The sequence below is a fragment of the Lysobacter sp. Root667 genome (assembly GCF_001427715.1).
In the GTDB taxonomy this organism is placed as follows: domain Bacteria; phylum Pseudomonadota; class Gammaproteobacteria; order Xanthomonadales; family Xanthomonadaceae; genus Lysobacter.
This window is the reverse complement of record NZ_LMHF01000015.1, coordinates 213,926-232,328: the sequence shown is the minus strand read 5'-3', so window position 1 is coordinate 232,328 and position 18,403 is coordinate 213,926. Positions and strand designations below refer to the sequence as shown.

The window sequence follows — 18,403 nt, the reverse complement described above, 5'->3', positions numbered from 1 at the left end:
AGGCGCACAGTGGGGCACTTAACAAAAATGCCGGCTTGCGCCGGCATTTCTCGTTTCGGGACCAGGCATCGTGGTTACCGCGGAGCCGAGGAGTCCTTCGAGGCCGTGCATCCCCTGCAAAACGCCGCAGCCGGCTGGCGGCCGCCGCTTCAAGCCCGAGGATGTGCGGATCTTGGCGTCTTGCGGCCATACCTGCATCCAGGCGCAGGTCTGAGTACACTCCCGCCTGCAGCCGCGCGATCGTGCGCGGCGCGCCGGTCGCGGTCGCATCGACTTGTCGGCCCTCACCGATCCCGGATCGGAACAGGAGAGGTTCCATGAAGTTCACCATCGTCGGCGCGGTTCACCGCTAAGTCCGCAGCCGTGGCCTGGTTTCAGGCCGCGCCAGGCAGACCGTCCGCAGACAGGGCCTGTTGTGGCCGCTGATCGCGCGCGCTCGTCCGCCGCCCCACTCCCGATTCGTTGATCCGGCGCCCCAGGCGCCCGTTCGCCCTCGCGCGTCCGCTCGTGCGCCTGTTGCTGGCGCGGAGCCGGGCGCGTGCGGAGGGAGTTTCCAAGCTCAAACAAGGCGCAAAGCCATGATGATTTTTCGTTGGTTCGAATCGTTGATCGACCCGTTCCGTCCCGCACCGGAGGTCATGCCTCCGCGCACGGTGGCGGCGTTCTACTGGCACTTCATCCGCCAGGCCTGGCCGGTGTTCGCGGTCCTGACCGTGGTCGGATTCTTCGTCGCGATCGTCGAGGTGGTGATGTTCGACTACCTCGGCCGGGTCCTCGACCTGGTCAACACCACGCCCAGCGGCGAGCTGTTCGCGCGGCACGGCGGCGATCTGCTGTGGATGGCGGCGGTGATGCTGATCGCGCGGCCGTTCTTCCTCGGCCTGCACGATCTGCTGCTCAACCAGACCGTGCACCCGAGCATCACCAACCTGGTGCGTTGGCAGACTCACCGCTACATGCTCAGGCAGAGCCTGAGCTTCTTCCAGAACGACTTCGCCGGCCGCGTGGCGAACCGGATCATGCAGACCGGCCCGTCGTTGCGCGAATCCACCACCCAGTCCTTCGACGCGCTGTGGTACGTGGTGGTGTACTCGGGCTCGGCGATCTATCTGTTCGCGCAGGCCGATGCCTGGCTGGCGGTGCCGCTGCTGGTGTGGATCGTGGTTTATATCGGACTGCTGCGCTACTTCGTGCCGCGGGTGAAGCTGCGCTCGTGGCGGGCTTCCGATGCGCGTTCCAAGCTGATGGGCCGCATCGTCGACGGCTATACCAACATCGCCACGCTCAAGCTGTTCGCGCACTCGCGGCGCGAAGAGGAATACGTGGGCGAAGCGATGCTCGAGCAGACCGGTCGCTCGCGCGACATGACCCGCATGACCACGTTGATGGGCATGAGCATTACCGTGGTCAACGGTCTGTTGATCGTCGGTACCTGCGGTCTGGCGCTGTGGTTGTGGCACCGCGGCGCGATCACGGTCGGCGCGATCGCATTGGCGACCGGCCTGGTGATCCGCATCCACAACATGTCGGGCTGGATCATGTGGACGGTGAACGGGATCTTCGAGGACATCGGCACGGTGCAGGACGGCATCGAGACGATCTCGCGGCCGCTGACCGTGGTCGATCGCGAGGATGCGAAGGCGCTGACGGTTAGCGAGGGCGGTGTACGTTTCGAGAACGTGCACTTCCACTACGGCCGCGACAGCGGTTTGATCGCCGACTTGGACCTGACGGTGAAGCCGGGCGAGAAGATCGGCCTGGTCGGCCCCTCGGGTGCGGGCAAGTCGACGCTGATGAACATCCTGCTGCGGCTGTACGACCTGGAAGGCGGCCGCATCCTGATTGACGGCCAGGACATCGCCGGCGTCACCCAGGAGAGCCTGCGTTCGCAGATCGGCGTGGTCACTCAGGACACGTCCCTGCTGCATCGTTCGATCCGCGACAACCTGCTTTACGGTCGTCCGGACGCGAGCGAGGCGGAGATGTTCGCGGCCGCGCTCGAGGCGAGGGCGGACGAGTTCATTCCGCGCCTGGTCGACGGCGAAGGCCGGCAGGGTTACGAGGCTTTGGTCGGCGAACGCGGGGTCAAGCTTTCCGGCGGCCAGCGCCAGCGGGTGGCGATAGCGCGCGTGCTGCTGAAGAACGCGCCGATCCTGATCCTGGACGAGGCCACATCGGCCTTGGACTCGGAGGCCGAAGCGGCGATCCAGGACAGCCTGGATTCGCTCATGCAGGGCAAGACGGTGATCGCGATCGCGCACCGCCTGTCGACGATCGCGCGCATGGACCGGCTGGTGGTGATGGACCAGGGACGGATCATCGAAACCGGCACGCACGAGGAACTGATCTCGCGCGACGGCCTGTACGCGCGGCTGTGGAAGCGACAGACCGGTGGCTTTGTCGGCGTGGATGACTAACGGGGCGACGGTTATCACCCCACAGCGCAGCGGCTCTTACCGCAACCCCTCTCCCGCATGCGGGAGAGGGGCTCAAGAGCGAGAGGTTCTTCGCGGTTCCTTAGCGAAGGATCCTTCGCAGTCCCTTCTCCCGCTTGCGGGAGAAGGTGGCCGCAGGCCGGATGAGGGCCCGGGATCAGGTGTGAGATCCGAGCTCGCGCCGCTCCCTCAGCCGGCTCCTTCCGCTACAGGAAGAGGCCAATCGATCAAAACAGCGAACCCGTACTACCACGCTCACCATCCCCAGGCTGGCCGCGGCGCTTACGCACCCAGCCCCCAACGCCCGAGGGCTGATGGCCGGCAGCAGCAGCCGGCTTCGCGTCGCCACGTTCGCGCGCCTGCCGATGCGCCGTCTCCGCCATCACGTTGAACTGGCGCAGTCGCTGCAGCCAAAGCTCGTCCATGCTCGGATCGGCGACCAGCGGGCCGGTTCCGACATCGGCCTCGATGGCCTCGTCGGGGATATGGCTGAAGGGGATACGCATCGGTGCGGCGCCTTGTGCCAGCGCTTCATGCATCGCGCCGAAGTACAGGCGGTTGTTGCCGTAACGCTGATTAACCTGGTCGAGCACGCGGGTCAGGGCCTGATTGCGCTGACGATCGACGAACAGGGCGCCGGTTTCGGCGGCGCAGGGTTGCAGATCGATCAGGGACACCGCCACCGACAGCGGCGGATGCCGCTGCAGGTTCCAGCGGCCGTTGCCGGCGGCGCGCATCAGCGGTTCGATCGCTTCGGCCATCAGTTGCAGCAGGGTCGGGGTGTCGTCGAGCGCGGCGAAAGACAGGCCGCGGTCGTAGCGTTGCTCGCGACCGACGAAGCGCACATGCAAGCTCAGGCCGCGCGCCTGGCAACGTTCCTGGCGCAGGCGCATCGCCGCCTTGGCGAGGAGTTTGAACATCACCGAGCGCATGCCCTCGGCGTTGCGCATCTGCGGATCGAGCACGTGCGAATGGCCGACCGAGCCGACCGCCTTGCGTTGCCGCGACGGCGGTTCGATGCCGCGCAACTGGGCCCAGAAACGTTCGCCCTCGATCCCGCCCCAGATCGCGCGCAGGTGTTCGCGTGGCGCGGCGGCGAGTTGCGCGACCGTGCTCAAGCCGGCTTCGTGCAGGCGCTGCAGCATCGATGGGCCGATGCCGCACAGGTCGTGCAGTTCCAGCCCGTGCAGCGCCTGCGGCAGATCGGCCAGTTCGACCACGGTCAGGCCGTCGACCTTTTCGATGTCGGACGCGGTCTTGGCCAGAAAGGTGTTGGGCGCGATGCCGATGGAACAGCGGATCGCCGGGCTCAGGCCGCGATCGATCAGTGTGCGCTTGATCCGTTGCGCGATCGCAACCGCGTTGTCGCGCTGGCGCTCGCGGCCCATCAGCCGGCACGCGACTTCGTCGATCGACAGCGGTTTGCCGTCGATCGGGATGCAGTCTTCGATCGCGGCGATCAGTTTGTGGTGGAGTTCGACGTAACGGGCGGGCCGCGCCTGCACGATCATCAGATCGGGGCAGCGTTCCAGCGCTTCGCGCACCGGCGTGCCGGTCTTGACGCCGTGCAGCTTGGCTTCGCGACTGGCGGCGATGCAGCAGGTGGTCGCCGCCATCACCGGCACCACGCCGACCGGACGGCCGCGCAGGCGCGGCTCGTCGTATTGCTCGACCGAGGCGAAGTAGGAATTGAAGTCGACGAACAGGCAGCGCAGGGTCACGGCGGCGGGCCACGCATGGGGATCCAGTATCGCGCTGGGCGACGGGCTCCGGGAGGGCCGCCGGCCGACGATCCGCCGAGTCTGCCGGCGGATCGTCTCGAATGCTGAGAGTTACAGCTGAATCAACGGCTTACATGACGATCGGCGGCTCGCCGCCGACGATCACCACGTCCGCCGCGCGGCGCGCGAACAGGCCTACGCTGACCACGCCGGGGATCTGGTTGATCGCGGTTTCCAGCGCCACCGGATCGGTGATCGCCAAGCCGTGGATGTCGAGGATCCAGTTGCCGTTGTCGGTGACCACGTTCTCGCGCCAGACCGGCTGGGCGCGGGTCATGCCGAGGATCTCGCGCGCGACCAGGCTGCGCGCCATCGGGATCACTTCGACCGGCAACGGGAACTTGCCGAGCACGTCGACGCGCTTGGCCGGGTCGACGATGCAGACGAACTTGGCGCTGGCCTCGGCGATGATCTTCTCGCGGGTGAGCGCGGCGCCGCCGCCCTTGATCAGGCGCTTGTGCGGGTCGCACTCGTCGGCGCCGTCGACGTACAGAGACAGCGGACCGGTGGCGTTGAGATCGAGCACTTCGATGCCCAACGCCTTCAGGCGCGCGGTGCTCTGTTCGGAGCTGGACACGGCGCCCTTGATGCGCTCCTTGTTGCGGCCGAGCGCGTCGATGAAGTAGGCGACCGTGGAACCGGTGCCGACGCCGACGATCATGCCGTCCTCGATGTAGTCGATGGCTTTTTCGCCGGCCAGGCGCTTGGCTTCAGTCATGTTCGGGATTCGGGAGTAGGGATTCGGGATTGGTTAAAGCGGGTAATGAAAGCGAGCAGTGGAGATTCGGTCGGGCCGGGACGCTGGTGCGAACCCCTATATCCCCAATCTCGAATCCCGGCCTATCACTCCATCGCCAGCAGCAGCTTCCACTGCGCGGCGGTCACCGGCAGCACCGACAGGCGGTTGCCGCGCCGGATCAGGGCGAAGTCCTCGCCGAGGTCGTCGGCGCGGGCCTTGATCTCGTCCAGTGTGATCACGCGCTTGAGCTTGCGATCGAAGGCCACGTCGACCAGCAGCCAGCGCGGGTCTTCGCGCGTGCTCTTGGGGTCGTGGTAGTCGGACTTGGGGTCGAACTGGGTCGGGTCCGGATACGCCGCGCTGGCGATCGTGGCCAAACCGGCGATGCCGGGCACGGCGGTGTTGGAGTGGTAGAACAGCACGCCGTCGCCGACCTTCATGCCATCGCGCATGTAGTTGCGTGCCTGATAGTTGCGTACGCCGTTCCAGGGCTCGGTGCGCACGCGCTCGAGGTCGTCGATGGAGAACGTGTCGGGTTCGGACTTCATGAGCCAGTAACGGCGGCGTGCGGTCATGGGGAGTTCACGCGATCAGGGAATGACGGGTGTCGTAGACGGCGGCGTCGCTGCACACGGCGTCGAGGGCGACGTCCCAGTCGGCGCGGGCGAGCGCGTCGACGCGCTGAACCTCGAATGCGGCGCCGACCAGCCAGGGCGGCGCGGGCTCGCGCTGGCGGAACGCGAAGCTGCGATCGTACCAGCCGCCGCCCATGCCCAGACGGTGGCCGCGCGGGTCGAAGCCGACCAGCGGAGTCACCGCCATGCTCAGGTCGCGCGGGTCGAGCAGCGATGTCGGGGCTACGTCGGGTTCGGGGATGCCGTAGCGGTTGCTCGCCAGCGGGTCGCCGGGGCGCCAGGGCGCGAAGCGCAGCGCGCCGTCGTCGCCGAGCACGGGCAGGCAGTAGACGCAGTCGGGCGGCAGCCGCAGCTGCCAGACGTGCAGGCCGATTTCGCCATCCAGGGCCCAGTAGCCGGCGACATAGCCCGATTGCGGCGCGAACGGCAGCGCCAGCAGATGTCCGGCCAGGCGTTCGGCGCCGGCGATGCGTTCGGCCGCGCCCAAGGCGCGGCGGCGTTCGCGCAGGTCGCGGCGCAGCGCCGCACGGTCAGCCGTCATGCGGCAGGGCTTCCATCAGGGGGCACGCGACCCATCGACACACGACCCCGTTGGTAACAGACCCAAGGGGCGTGCCAAGAAGGAGCGGGCGCCGCGAGGCGCCCGTCCGGGAATAAGTAGTCCTCCGCCAATGGCGATGCATGCCAAACGACCTTGAACCCGGGGTTCAAGTGGGGACGCTTGGCTGCCTTCGGGCTTCCCGCTGCGAGGCGGACTTGCACTCCGGGCTTCCGCTGCGCCCCCGTGGTCGTATTTAAGGGACAAGGCGAATGTTTGTGCACGCCGTCGCGCACAGCAGAGGACGTGGGCGAAGTATAGCGCGGGAGTACCGGTACGCATGTCCGCTCGTCGGCAACGCTGCGTAGCGGTTCATCGATACCGTGAATTGCGTCCGCGAATCGCGCCGCCGTCGGCATGCGCGCGGCGCGGATTCAGCGCGGCGCGGCGTCGAACAGGCCGTCGAGCTTGCGATGCAGGTCGCCCAGGGTGCGCGCCAGTTCGCGGTCGCGGGTTTCGTTCTCGCCGCGCAGTTGTTGCAGTTCGTGGGCGAGGTTGAGCGCGGCGAGTACGGCGACGCGGTCGAGCGCGGCCATGCGGTTGCCGCCGCGGATCTCGCGCATCTTGCTGTCCAGCAGCTTGGCCGCCAGCAACAGGCTGTCGCGTTCGGACGGCTCGCAGCCGACCGTGTACTCGCGGTCGAGCAGGCGGATGCTGACGGGTTCGCTGGCGCTCATCGGGCGGGTGCTCAGGTGTGCTGCTCGAGCGACTTCAGCCGCGCGATCATCGCTTCGACGCGGGTGCGCGCCTGCTCGTTCTTGGCCAACAGGGCCGAGCGTTCGCCGGCCAGCTGTTCCTGCTGCTGGCGCAGGCTGCGGTTCTCGTCGTGCAGACGGCGCGCGCGCTCGGCCAGCTCGTCGACGCGGTCGGCGAGCGATTGCATTTGGGCGAGCAGTTCGGCGCGGTCCATGCGGGCACGATAGGCAGGGAGCCGGGAGCCGGTCAAGCGGCCGTGGCCGGGAGCGCGCCGTCGCGTGCGCGGATGCGCCGGAGCGGGGCGGCGGTCTCAGTCCGGATCGGCGGCGGGGAGGGGCGTGGCGGGCGTGCGCGCGAGGATGAACGCCAGACATTGCTCGGGTTCCAGCGGCCGCGCCAGCCAGTAGCCCTGGATCTCGTCGCAGCCGTGCGCGCGCAGGAATTCCATCTGCGCCTCCGACTCCACGCCCTCGGCGACCACGTTCAGGCCCAGCGAATGGGCCATGTTGATGACGGTGCTGGTGATCGCCTCGTCGTCCGGGTCCCGGCCCAGATCGCCGACGAACTCCTTGTCGATCTTGAGCGTGTTGATCGGCAGCCGCTTGAGGTAGGCCAGCGAGGAATAGCCGGTGCCGAAGTCGTCGACCGCCAGGCCGACGCCGAGATCGCGGATCGCCTGCAGCGTGGCCGCGGTCTGCACCGCGTTGGCCATGATCACGCTTTCGGTGAGTTCCAGCTCCAGGCGCCAGGCCGGGATGCCGCTGTCGTCGAGCGCGCGCGCGACCACCCGCGGCAGGTCGCTGCGCAGCAGTTGCAGCGCCGAGACGTTGACCGACATCGACAGCTGGTCCAGGCCTTGCCCGCGCCAGCGCGCCAGCACCCGGCAGGCTTCGTTCATCGCCCACTCGCCGATTTCCAGGATCAGGCCGCTTTCCTCGGCCAGCGGAATGAACTGCGCCGGCGAGATGTCGCCGTACTCGGCGCTGCGCCAGCGCAGCAGGGCCTCGACGCCGGTGATGCGCTGCTCGGGCAGCGACATGCGCGGCTGGAACACCAGGCGCAGCTCGCCGCGGTCCAGGACCTTGCGCAAGGCCGCGGAGATGGTCGCGCGGCGGCGGATCTCCACGTCCATGTCCTCGGTGTAGCGCATGTAGGTGCGGCGGCCGGCGGCCTTGGCCTGGTACATCGCGGTGTCGGCGTGCTTGAGCAGGTCGGTCGGCACCTGGGCGTGGTCGGGGTAGAGGCTGATGCCGATCGAGGGCGAGATCGAAACGTCGTGGCGTTCGTCGAAATCCAGCGGGGTCTCGAACGCGCGCAGCAGGCGGCGCGCGATCGCTTCGGCATCCTCCGGCGTGTCGATGTTCTCCAGCACCACGGTGAACTCGTCGCCGCCCAGGCGGGCGACGGTGTGCTCGGCTCCGACGGTTTCCTGCAGGCGCGCGGCGGCGGCGCGCAGGATGCGGTCGCCGGCGGCGTGGCCGAGCGAGTCGTTGATGTCCTTGAAGCGGTCCAGGTCCAGGAACAGCACCGCGATGCGGTGGCCCTGCCGGCGCGCCCGCACGATCGCCCGCGACAGCCGCTCCGAGAGCAGGGTGCGGTTGGGCAGGCTGGTAAGGGTGTCGTAGTTGGCGAGGTAGCGCAGTTCCTGCTCGGCGCGCTTCTGGTCGGTGATGTCGCCGAGCACGGCGACGTAGTGGCTGCGCTGGCCGCCGGCGTCGAGCACGGCGCTGCTCTGCAGCCAGCACAGGAACTCGGCGCCGTCCTTGCGCGACTGCCAGATCTCGCCCGACCAGCGCCCGCTGCGCTCCAGTTCGGCGCGCATCTCCCGGTAGAACTCGGGGTCGTGCTGGCGGCTGTCGAGCAGGCTGGCCGAACGCCCGATCACCTCGGCGTCGCCGTAGCCGGTCATGTGGGTGAAGGCGGGGTTGATCGAGATGAAGTTGAAGTCGCGGTCGATCACCGCGACCGCCTCGGCCATGCTGCGCAGCACTTCGCTGGAAATGCGGCGGTCGCGCTCGGCGCTGCGGCTGGCGGTGATGTCGCGGGCGGTGCCGGCCACGCGCAGGGCGCGGCCCTTGGCGTCGCGTTCGACCACGCGGCCGCGCGCGCGCACCCAGCTCCAGCCGCCGCCGGGATTGCGGATGCGGTGTTCGGACAGGAACAGCGCCGCGTCGCCGCGCAGGTGCTGTTTGAGCAGGTCGAGCACGCGCTGCTGGTCGTCGGCGTGGATCTCGTGGTCGTCGACCACGTGGGTCTGGACGCCGATGTCGGGGGTCTGCGCGTGCTGTTCGTCGACGCGCATGCGGTGCATCTCGCGGCGCGCCAGGTCGTAGTCCCAGAACTGTTCGCCCGAGGCCCACAGCGCCAGCTTCAGGCGCTCCTCGCGCTCGCGGATCTGCTGGAAGTAGCCGCGTTCGCGCTGGCGGGCGCGGTGCCAGCGCCAGCCCGCGCTGGCGAGCAGGGCGATCAGCGCCAGCGCCGCGGCCAGGATCACCATCGGGTGCCGCCACAGCGGCGGGGCGACGTGGATCGGGATCACCAGCTCGCGCGAGGTCCAGACCCCGTCGCGGTTGGTGGCTTGGGCGCGGAAGGTGTAGCGGCCGGCGGGCAGGCGGGTGTAGGTGATGTCCCGGCGCATGCCGTTTTCGATCCAGCCGCGATCGAAGCCGTCCATCCGGTAGCGGTAACGGATGCTGGAATCCGGGGCGAAGTCGAGGGCGCCGACGCGCAGGCGCAGGATCCCGGCCGCGGCCGGCACGTCCAGCTGCGCCGGCTGCCACAGCGCGCCGCTGTCGACCGTGGCCTCGGCGCCGATCCAGGCCCCGAGCAGGCGCACCGGCGGGGTGTAGCGCGAGTCGTACATGCGGGTCGGCGAGAACAGGTTCAGGCCGCGCACGCCGCCGAATACGAAGCGGCCGTCGCGCAGACGGGTGAGCGCGCCGCCGTTGAATTCCAGGTCCTGCAGGCCGTCGGCCAGGCCGTAGCGACGCACCCAGCCGGGCATCACGTCGAAGCGCAGGATGCCGGCGTCGGTGCCCAGCCACAGACGTCCGTTCGGCGCTTCGGCGACGGTGAACACCACCGGCACCGGGCGGTCGTTCAGGGCCGCGCCCAGCGGGTGGGCGAAGCGGATCTCGCCGCCGTGTTCGATCGTGCGGCTGAGCCCGGAGTGGCCGCCGATCCAGACCGTGCCGTCGACGGACTCGTGCAGGGCGCGTATCAGATTGCCGGGCAGGCTGTCGGGGTTGTCGGCGCGATGGCGGTAATGGCGCATGCGCCCGCTGGCCGGTTCCAGCAGGTCCAGGCCGTCGCCGGTGCCGAACCAGATGCGGCCGCGGCGGTCTTCCAGCAAGGCATGCACCACCGGGTGGCTGAGCCCGCTGGGATCGCCCTCGCGGTAGCCGTAATGGGCGATCGCGCCGCTGGCCGGGTCGTAGCGCAGCGCGCCTTTGCCGCTGCAGCCGAGCCAGAGCGTGCCGTCGCGGGCGACGATCATGCTGCGCAGGGGCGCCGCGCTGTACGAGCCCAGGTCGATGCGTTCGAGCTTGCGCGTGGCCGGATCGAGCCGGTGCAGGCCCTGGCCGGTCGCGACCCAGAGCCGGCCGCGATCGGCGCGGGCGAAAGCCATCACCCGCACGCCGACGCCGAGCTGCGCCGTGTAATCGTCGAAGCGGTCCTGGGCCAGGTCGTAGCGCAACAGGCGCGCGTTGTCGGTGCCCAGCCACAGCCCGCCGGAGTCGTCCTCGATCAGGGCGCGCATGCTGTCGTCGGCGGCGGCGTTGCGCGGGCGGCCGCTGTCGAGGTCGAGCACGTAACTGAAACGGGTGCCGCGCGGGTCGGCCAGGGCGACGCCGCGGAAGGTGCCGCCGACCCAGAGCAAACCGCCGTGGTCGATCATCAGGCTGGCGATGGTGTCTTCCGGCAGACCGGCGTCGATACCGTCGTCTTCGCGCACCGGCTCGACCCGGCCGGTGTCGGGGTCGTAGCGGCGCAGACCGTCGCCGAACATCGACAGCCACAGGCGGTGGTCGGGCGCTTCGACTATCGCGCGCACGTCGGTGGACGGCGTCGGCGGGCCCGCTTCGGGGGGCAGGGCGCGGATCAGGCTGCGGCCGTTGCTGTGCAGGCGGTACAGGCCATCGTTGCGGCCGATCCAGACTTGACCGCGGTGGTCGCGCAGCAGGCTGGCGACCGGCTGCGGGTCGATCAATTCGACCCGGTCGTCCATGCCGATCCGATACAGACCGGTGCCGTTGCCGTACCAGACGTTGCCGTCCGTATCCGACACCAGCTTCTGCCAGGGACGGTCGCGCACGGTGTCGGGCAGCTTCAGCAGGGTCTGCCGGCGGCCGCTGGCCGGGTCCAGCCGTTCCAGGCCGGCGAGGCTGCCGATCCAGACCCGACCGGCTCGGTACAGCAGGGTCATCACCTGGCGCGAGGCCTGGCTGCCGGCCGGGGCCGGGTAACGCCGGATACGGCCGGTGCCCAGGTCCAGCCGCGCCACGTATTCGGAATAGGTGCCGACCCAGAGCGCACGGTCGCTCTCCAGGGTCAGCGCGGTGACATAGCTGTCGGGCAGGCTGGCGGGATCGCGCGGGTCGTGGCGATACGGCACGAAGCGCTGGCCGTCGTAGCGGTGCAGGCCGCCCTGGGTGCCCACCCAGACGAAGCCCTGGGTGTCCTGGGCCAGCGCGGTGACCGAATTCTGGGCCAGGCCGATATCGCTGCCCAGGCGGGTGAAGTAGTAGTCCCGGGTCGCGGCCGCCGCCGGCAGCACCGTGCCCGCCAGCGCCAGCAATGCGCTGAGCAGACCGGCGAGACGGATAACGGCTGGGCAGGGTAGACGCACGGACACCGGGTCGCAGGGCGTGGCAGCACGCAGTGTAGGCAGGCGTAGTCCGTCGCAACAAGCCGCGGCGCGGCGTTGCTAAACTGGTGCAACTCCCCCACAGCCATACCCGTGCCCGCCATCGAACTGCCCGACCTCTCCGCCGTCGACGCCCAGAGCCGCCAGCTGGCGCTCGCAGCCTCGGCTTCCGAACTCCACGGCGCGCTGTGCGGCTGGCTCGCCGGCGGCGGCGCTTCGCTGCGCGAATGGCCGGCCAAAGTGCTGGCCGACGACACCGTCGCCGCCCCGGAAACCGGCAGCGCGCTCGACCAGCTGCGCCTGGCCAGCGCAGCGCAGCTGTCCGATCGCAGTTTCGACTTCACCCTGCTGCTGCCGGACGCCGACGCCTCGCTGTCCGAGCGCAGCGGCGCGTTGTTCGACTGGTGCCGCGGCTTCCTCGGCGGGTTCGGCCTGGCCGGCGTGTCGGCGAATGCCTTGTCGGTGGAAGGCCGCGAGGCCTTGGGCGATCTGGCCAAGCTCGCCGTCGCCCAACCGCAGGACGACGGCGACGAAGAGGACGAGGAAGCGCTGGTCGAGATCGAGGAGTTCGTGCGTGTCGCCGCGCTGCTGTTGCACGGCGACTGCGTGCTGGCCGCGCAGCATCGGCAGCGCCTGAACTGAGCCCGGCGCCGCGACCATGAGCAACGCATCCGGTATCGCCAGCCACATCCCCGCCAAGGCCTACGCGCGCCGCCGCAAGCAGCTCATGCGCATGGCCGGCGACGACGCCATCCTGGTGCTGCCGGCGGCGAACGAGGTGATCCGCAGCCGCGACACCCACTACCCGTACCGGCAGGATTCCGACCTGTGGTACCTCACCGGTTTCCCCGAGCCCGAGGCGGTACTGGTGCTGGTGCCGGGCCGCAAGCACGGCGAAACCCTGCTGTTCTGCCGCGAGCGCGATCTCGAACGCGAAGGCTGGGACGGCCCGCGCTTCGGCCCCGAAGGCGCGGTCGAGGCCTTCGGTCTCGACGACGCCTATCCGATCGCCGACCTCGACGACATCCTGCCGGGCCTGCTCGAAGGCCGTTCGCGCGTCTACTACCACTTCGGCCGCGATCAGGAATTCGATCTCAAGCTGATCGGTTGGCTCAACCGCGTGCGCGCGATGGTGCGCCAGGGCGCGCAGCCGCCGCACGAGTTCCTCGAGCTCGGCCATCTGCTCGACGAGATGCGCCTGTTCAAGGACCGCGACGAACTCAAGCTGATGCAGCGCGCCGCGGACATCAGCGTGCAGGCGCACGAGGTCGCTATGCGCGCAGCGCGTCCGGGCGTGCGCGAGTACGAACTGCAGGCCGAACTGGAACGCGTGTTCCGCATGCACGACGCCGAACCGGCTTACGGCAGCATCGTCGGCGCCGGCACCAACGGCTGCGTACTGCATTACCGAGCGAACAACGGCCAGGCGCGCGACGGCGATCTGATCCTCATCGACGCCGGCGCCGAGTTTCGAGGCTATGCCGCCGACATCACCCGCACCTTCCCGGTCAACGGCCGCTTCAGCGCGCCGCAGCGCGCGCTGCACGATCTGGTCGGCGCGGCCCAGGCCGCCGCATTGGCGCAGGCGCGCCCCGGCGTGGCCTACGAGGCGGGTCACAACGCCGCGGTGGAAACCCTGACCGAAGGCCTGCTCAAGCTCGGCCTGCTCAAGGGCAAGCTGGAGAAGAACATCGCCGACGGCAGCTACCGCCGTTTCTATCGCCACAAGACCGGGCATTGGCTGGGCCTGGACGTGCACGATGTCGGCGAATACCGAATCGAGGGCGAGTCGCGCCTGCTCGAACCGGGCATGGTGTTCACGATCGAGCCGGGTCTGTACGTATCGCCCGACGACGCCACCGTGGATGCGAAGTGGCGCGGGATCGGAATACGCACCGAAGACGATGTGCTGGTCACCAAGGACGGCTACCAGGTGTTGACCGACAAGCTGGGGCGCAGCGCTGACGAGATCGAAGCCCTGATGGCGAAGTAAGGCGGTATGTTCCGCTCTGTTGGCGTTTTCGCCTTGGGGTAGGAGCGGCGTGAGCCGCGACCGCGACCTCCGTCTTCCGACGGACGTTCCGCTACGGCTTCGCCTTCTGCCTTCTGTGGGAGCGGCGTAAGCCGCGATCGCGAACTCCGAGGTTCGGCGAAGGTTTCGATTCTCAAGTCAACGGCTTCCGCCCGCTGCGCGTGTGGGTCACTTTCTCTTGCCACTCGCCTTTGGGTAGGAGCGGCGTGAGCCGCGACCGCGACCTTCGGCTGTTGCGTGAGTTTCGATGCGGATCGGCTTCGGAGCGGCGTGAGCCGCGACCACGACCTCCGGCTGCCGCGCTGGTTTCGATTCGGATCGGCTTCGCTTTCTGCTTTCTGCTTTCTGTGGGAGCGGCGTGAGCCGCGATCGCGAACTCCGGGTTTCTGCGATGGCTTCGGTTCTTTAGAGCAACAGCTTCCGCCCGCTGCACATGCGGGTCACTTACCCACCCGCCTTGGGGTAGGAGCGGCGTAAGCCGCGATCGCGAACTCCGAGGTTCGACGAAGGTTTCGATTCTCAAGTCAACGGCTTCCGCCCGCTGCGCGTGCGGGTCACTTTCTCTTGCTAGCCCAAGAGAAAGTAACCAAAGAGAAGGGCTTGCCTAGACAACGGAACATCCTGTTCCTCGAAAAACGGCGCGCGTCCTGCGCGCCGCCCTTCGGGTCTGAGTGGGGTTGGGTGAGTGCGGGGCATTGGATTTCAATGCCGCGGCAACCGCAACCGCAACCGCAACCGAATCTGCAGTCGCAACTGCCATCGCAAGCGACTGTTTGGGTTTTTTCCGTCATCTCCGCGAAGGCGGGATCCAGTGGCTTCAGCGCCCAATCACGCTTAGGTGCATACGTCCCAGCGTTCGCTTGCCTCACAAATGCCGCGGCACCTTAGCCTCCAGCAGCTCCACCAGCGCCGGTTCCATGTAGTCGTACTCGTCCGGTATATCCAGGCACACCACGCGCTTGCCCTTTAGCTGGGTGCGAAACCGTTGTTGCAGCTTGGCGCGCTGTGCCTTCTCCATCACGAAGATCAGCTCCGCCCATTCGACCAGGTCGGCACCCAGCGGCTGCTCCGCGTCGTGCTTGAGCCCGGCCGAGGCGACCTCGAGGTCGGCCCGGCCGCCGAACAAATGCTCGGCGGTCGGGCTGCGCAGCCGGTTCTGGCCGCAGACGAACAAGACCCGCTTCATCGCATCGCGCGGTTCAGGCCGCTTCCGCGAAACCGTCGCGGGTCAGGTTGATCGGCGCGCCGTCGGTGCAGACCACGTCGTCCTCGATGCGGATGCCGCCGTAGGGGCGGAATTGCTCGATCCGGTTCCAGTCCACCGCATCGGCGTGAGGGCCCTGCTTGAGGCCGTCGAGCAGCAGGTCGATGAAGTAGACGCCCGGTTCGATTGTCACCGCCATGCCGACGCCCAGTTCGCGGGTCAGGCGCAGGTAGGGCTGGCCCTCGGGCTTGGCGATGGTGCCGCCGCGGTCGGAGGCGGCGAAGCCGGCGACGTCGTGGACCTGCAGGCCGATGCCGTGGCCGATGCCGTGCGGGAAGAACACGTTGCTGACGCCGGTTTCCAGCGCCGACTCGGGCGAGAGCTTGATCACGCCGAAGTCCTTGAGGATGCCGGACAAGGCCAGATGGGCGTCGAGGTGGATGCGCTTGTAGTCGGTGCCGGCGCGGACCTGGTCGCACATCTTAAGCTGGGCCGCGTCGACTGCGTCGATCAGGGCCTGGAACTCGCTGCCGGCGTCGGCGGCGTAACTGCGGGTGATGTCGCAGGCATAGCCGTGGTGGCTGGCGCCGGCGTCGATCAGGAAGCTGCGCAGCTGCGCCGGTGCCTCGCGCTCGAGCTCGGTGTAGTGCAGCACGGCGCCGTTCTGGTTCAGGGCGACGATGTTGTTGTACGGCAGGTCGGCGCCTTCCTGGCGCGCGGCGGCGCAGTAGGCCAGATGGATGTCGAACTCGCTGCCGCCGTTACGGAACGCTGCCTCGGCGGCGCGGTGCGCGCGCACGCCGCGGCGGGTGGCGGCCCGCATCATCTGGACTTCGTACGGGGTCTTGTAGGCGCGGTGGAATTCGAGATAGTCGATCGCCGGCTGCGGGTTGTTGGGCACGTAGGCACCCAGCGCGCTCTGCGGCTCGCCGAGGATCGCGCAGCGCGCAGTGTCGGACGGCAGATGGGCGAGGGCTTCCTCGGGCTTGCGGATCACCACGATGTCGAAGTGATCGACCCAGTAGCCGCTGGGCGCCTGCGGCACCACATGCCAGTAGTCGAACGGTTGCAGGTAGATGAGCTTGGGCTTGCGTCCCGGCGTCGCGACCAGCCAGCTGCCCGGGTTGCGGGTCAGCGGCAGCCAGGCCTTGAACTGCGGGTTCACGGCGTAGGGATAGTCGCGATCGTCGAAGAACTGGTAATGCGAGGTCCCGCTGGGCACGACCAGGTGATCGAGACCGGCGCGCTCCAGTGCCTCGTGAACGCGACCTTGAAGCTCGGCCAGGTGGGCGGGGTACAGGCTCGCTGGATCGTGGGACATCAGGGAAGTTCTCTGGGGGGGGTCGGGGATTTTGACGGATTCCGTCCGTTCCCGCAGGCCGGCTGCGTAGCCAGAGGTCGAACAAATGTTGCGCCGCCGCATCCCACCTGGTTCGTGAAAACCGCGATTTCGCCGGGGAAAATGCCGGATCGCGATGCCGTAGCGGCGGCCACGCACCCGCACAAACGAGCCTCGGCGCGACGGAGTATGCTGCCGGCCTGCGCATACCAACGCGTATGGGGGAGGGACTCGATGGCAGACCCGGCGCCGTCAGCGCGCGAACCGGCATCGCTCGCCGACTATGGCGAGGATTGCGCCAGCCAATGGGAGAACATCTCCCTGCAGTACCGCGCGCCGTTGCGCGGATTCTTCTCCAAGCGAGTCAAGGATCCGGCCGAAGTCGAAGACCTGACCCAGGAGGTGTTCCTGCACCTGGTTCGGCGCGCGCGCGGCGGGCCGATCGAGCATGTAAAACAGTACGTTTTCCAGATCGCCGCCAACGCCCTGCGCGACTGGGGCCGCCGTCGCCAGGTCCGCGACCAGGACGCGCACGAGTCCTTCGACGAGGAAATTCACCAACCCGCTACGGAAATCTCGCCGGAGCGCGTCTTACTGGGAGAGGAGGCGGTGAAACTGGCTGTCGCCGTCCTGCGTGCGCTGCCGCAGCGTACGCGCGACGTGTTCGTGCTGCGCACAATGGAGAAGCGGAAATATATGGACATTGCCAACATGTTGGGCATTTCGGTGCGGGCCGCCGAAAAGCATATGGCCAAAGCGCTGGCGCAACTGGGCCGCGCGATGGACTCGGAGACGCCGGAATGAGCCGGGGCATGCAAGCCGGATGCGATCCGGTCGCCTGCGTCTGTGCGGTCGGGCCGGACGTGTCGAGGGAGGGCGTCGGATGAACGGGAAAACCACGCCCATCGCGAGCGGACCGGGTCCCTTGCCGGACGATATCGACGAAGCGGCGGCGCGCTGGAGCGAAGTCCTGCGCGATGCCGACCCCGACGCCGACGCGTCCCTGCGCGCAGCCTTCGAATCCTGGCGCGCTGGCTCGCAGGCGCACGCCACTGCATTCCGGCGGGTGGAGGCCGCGCACGCGTTGGCGCGCGCGATCGCCGATGCGCCGGAGATGCTGGAGCTGCGGCGCGAGACCCTGGCGCGCGCAGCGAACGCCCGGCCGTCGTGCGCGCCGCGCATCTACGCTTACTCGATCGCCGCCTCGCTGGTGGCCGTCGCCGCGATCGGTCTGCTGATCCTGCGGCCCGATGCGCCGGGCCGGATGGTCCGGGACATGCAGGACGCGATCGCCGGCAACGTCCACGAAACCGGCATCGGCCAGCGTTCGGAGGTGAAGCTCGACGACGGTTCGGTGGTCACCCTGAACACCGATAGCCGGGTCTCGGTGCATTACGAAGGCAGGATGCGCGCGGTGACGCTGGAGCGCGGGCAGGCCCTGTTCAAGGTGGCGAAGGACCGCTCGCGACCGTTCGTCGTCACCGCGGACGGTCGCCAGGTGACCGCGCTGGGCACCGAGTTCGAGGTCCACATGTCCGAACGCCTGTTCGAGGTGACCCTGCTCGAAGGCCGCGTGACCGTGACCCGCGAACGCACGCAGCCGACCGCGATCGCCGTCGCGCCGACCGCGGAACTGCAGCCGGGCCAGCAGTTCGTCGCGCTGGCGGCGGCCGTGCCGCAGGTGCGCGCGGCCGACGTAAGGCGGGAAGTGAGCTGGCGGCACGGCCAGGTCGTGTTCGAGAACGAGAGCCTCGCCGACGCCGTCGCCGAGATCAACCGCTACTCGCGCAACCAGATCGTGCTCGGCGATACGCGTCTGGCGGCGCTGAAGATCAGCGGTGCGTTCAATACCGGCGACACCGACACCTTCGTCGACGCGGTGACCGCCTACTTCCCGATCGAACGCGCGGTAAGCCAGAGCGACGCGATCGTGCTGAAGCCGCGCGCGCCCGAGCGCGGCTGACGGCTCTTGCCTCCGATCCTCCCGTACGTGGCGCAGCAATGCGCCGCGTCGGGTTGCGTCGTGCCCGGCGGCCTCGCGTTCGATTGGTGTCGCGGCGCTCGCCGGCGCAGGCGC

The 18,403-nt window shown here is 68.5% G+C and carries 15 protein-coding genes and 1 other RNA gene; 5 read left to right on the top strand and 11 right to left on the bottom strand.

All coding sequences use genetic code 11. The features are described 5' to 3' along the window. The coding region (locus ASD78_RS21625; RefSeq protein ID WP_235566544.1) for a hypothetical protein at positions 1–319 on the bottom strand (319 nt) is incomplete at its 3' end. Between the two features lie 265 nt (positions 320–584). Here ASD78_RS21625 and ASD78_RS18695 point away from each other — a divergent pair. Further along, on the top strand, positions 585–2,417 hold the full coding sequence (locus tag ASD78_RS18695) for an ABC transporter ATP-binding protein (protein WP_056104305.1): 1,833 nt from the start codon (positions 585–587) through the stop codon (positions 2,415–2,417). 245 nt (positions 2,418–2,662) lie between these two features. Here the strand turns inward: ASD78_RS18695 and ASD78_RS18690 are convergent, their stop codons facing one another. From ASD78_RS18690 to ASD78_RS18660, 8 genes are all read right to left on the bottom strand, one after another. After that, entirely contained in the window at positions 2,663–4,156 is a 1,494-nt protein-coding gene (locus tag ASD78_RS18690; RefSeq protein ID WP_056104249.1) for a hypothetical protein, read from the bottom strand. Positions 4,157–4,286: 130 nt separating this feature from the next. Further along, complete coding sequence (gene rpiA / locus ASD78_RS18685) at positions 4,287–4,934, bottom strand: ribose-5-phosphate isomerase RpiA (protein WP_055900260.1); 648 nt, start codon at positions 4,932–4,934, stop codon at positions 4,287–4,289. A 125-nt stretch (positions 4,935–5,059) separates the two neighbouring features. After that, on the bottom strand, positions 5,060–5,530 hold the full coding sequence (locus ASD78_RS18680; RefSeq protein ID WP_055900262.1) for an EVE domain-containing protein: 471 nt from the start codon (positions 5,528–5,530) through the stop codon (positions 5,060–5,062). Between the two features lie 7 nt (positions 5,531–5,537). Further along, positions 5,538–6,131 (bottom strand): 5-formyltetrahydrofolate cyclo-ligase, encoded by a 594-nt coding sequence (locus ASD78_RS18675; RefSeq protein WP_055900265.1) that lies wholly within the window; start codon positions 6,129–6,131, stop codon positions 5,538–5,540. A gap of 117 nt (positions 6,132–6,248) precedes the next feature. Beyond that, a non-coding RNA gene (gene ssrS / locus ASD78_RS20255) (6S RNA) lies at positions 6,249–6,435 on the bottom strand. Between the two features lie 127 nt (positions 6,436–6,562). Further along, complete coding sequence (locus tag ASD78_RS18670; protein WP_055900268.1) at positions 6,563–6,865, bottom strand: cell division protein ZapA; 303 nt, start codon at positions 6,863–6,865, stop codon at positions 6,563–6,565. An 11-nt stretch (positions 6,866–6,876) separates the two neighbouring features. Further along, positions 6,877–7,098 carry a TIGR02449 family protein gene (locus ASD78_RS18665; RefSeq protein ID WP_055900271.1) on the bottom strand — a complete coding sequence of 74 codons (222 nt, stop codon included), beginning with the start codon at positions 7,096–7,098 and terminating at the stop codon, positions 6,877–6,879. A 96-nt stretch (positions 7,099–7,194) separates the two neighbouring features. After that, on the bottom strand, positions 7,195–11,733 hold the full coding sequence (locus ASD78_RS18660) for an EAL domain-containing protein (RefSeq protein WP_156087877.1): 4,539 nt from the start codon (positions 11,731–11,733) through the stop codon (positions 7,195–7,197). Between the two features lie 120 nt (positions 11,734–11,853). Here ASD78_RS18660 and ASD78_RS18655 point away from each other — a divergent pair, with 120 nt between their 5' ends. Then, positions 11,854–12,393 carry a UPF0149 family protein gene (locus tag ASD78_RS18655; protein ID WP_055900850.1) on the top strand — a complete coding sequence of 180 codons (540 nt, stop codon included), beginning with the start codon at positions 11,854–11,856 and terminating at the stop codon, positions 12,391–12,393. A gap of 16 nt (positions 12,394–12,409) precedes the next feature. Then, positions 12,410–13,744 carry an aminopeptidase P N-terminal domain-containing protein gene (locus ASD78_RS18650; protein ID WP_056104243.1) on the top strand — a complete coding sequence of 445 codons (1,335 nt, stop codon included), beginning with the start codon at positions 12,410–12,412 and terminating at the stop codon, positions 13,742–13,744. A gap of 904 nt (positions 13,745–14,648) precedes the next feature. Here the strand turns inward: ASD78_RS18650 and ASD78_RS18645 are convergent. Next, on the bottom strand, positions 14,649–14,969 hold the full coding sequence (locus ASD78_RS18645; RefSeq protein ID WP_056104240.1) for a low molecular weight protein tyrosine phosphatase family protein: 321 nt from the start codon (positions 14,967–14,969) through the stop codon (positions 14,649–14,651). 13 nt (positions 14,970–14,982) lie between these two features. Further along, a complete protein-coding gene (gene pepQ, locus ASD78_RS18640; RefSeq protein WP_156087881.1) occupies positions 14,983–16,311 on the bottom strand; it encodes a Xaa-Pro dipeptidase in 1,329 nt (442 codons plus the stop codon). 249 nt (positions 16,312–16,560) lie between these two features. Between pepQ and ASD78_RS18635 the strand changes: the two genes are divergently transcribed. Both ASD78_RS18635 and ASD78_RS18630 read left to right on the top strand, forming a co-directional pair. Further along, on the top strand, positions 16,561–17,130 hold the full coding sequence (locus tag ASD78_RS18635) for a sigma-70 family RNA polymerase sigma factor (protein ID WP_162250187.1): 570 nt from the start codon (positions 16,561–16,563) through the stop codon (positions 17,128–17,130). A 79-nt stretch (positions 17,131–17,209) separates the two neighbouring features. Further along, on the top strand, positions 17,210–18,289 hold the full coding sequence (locus tag ASD78_RS18630) for a FecR domain-containing protein (protein ID WP_162250186.1): 1,080 nt from the start codon (positions 17,210–17,212) through the stop codon (positions 18,287–18,289). Positions 18,290–18,403: the final 114 nt, after the last annotated feature.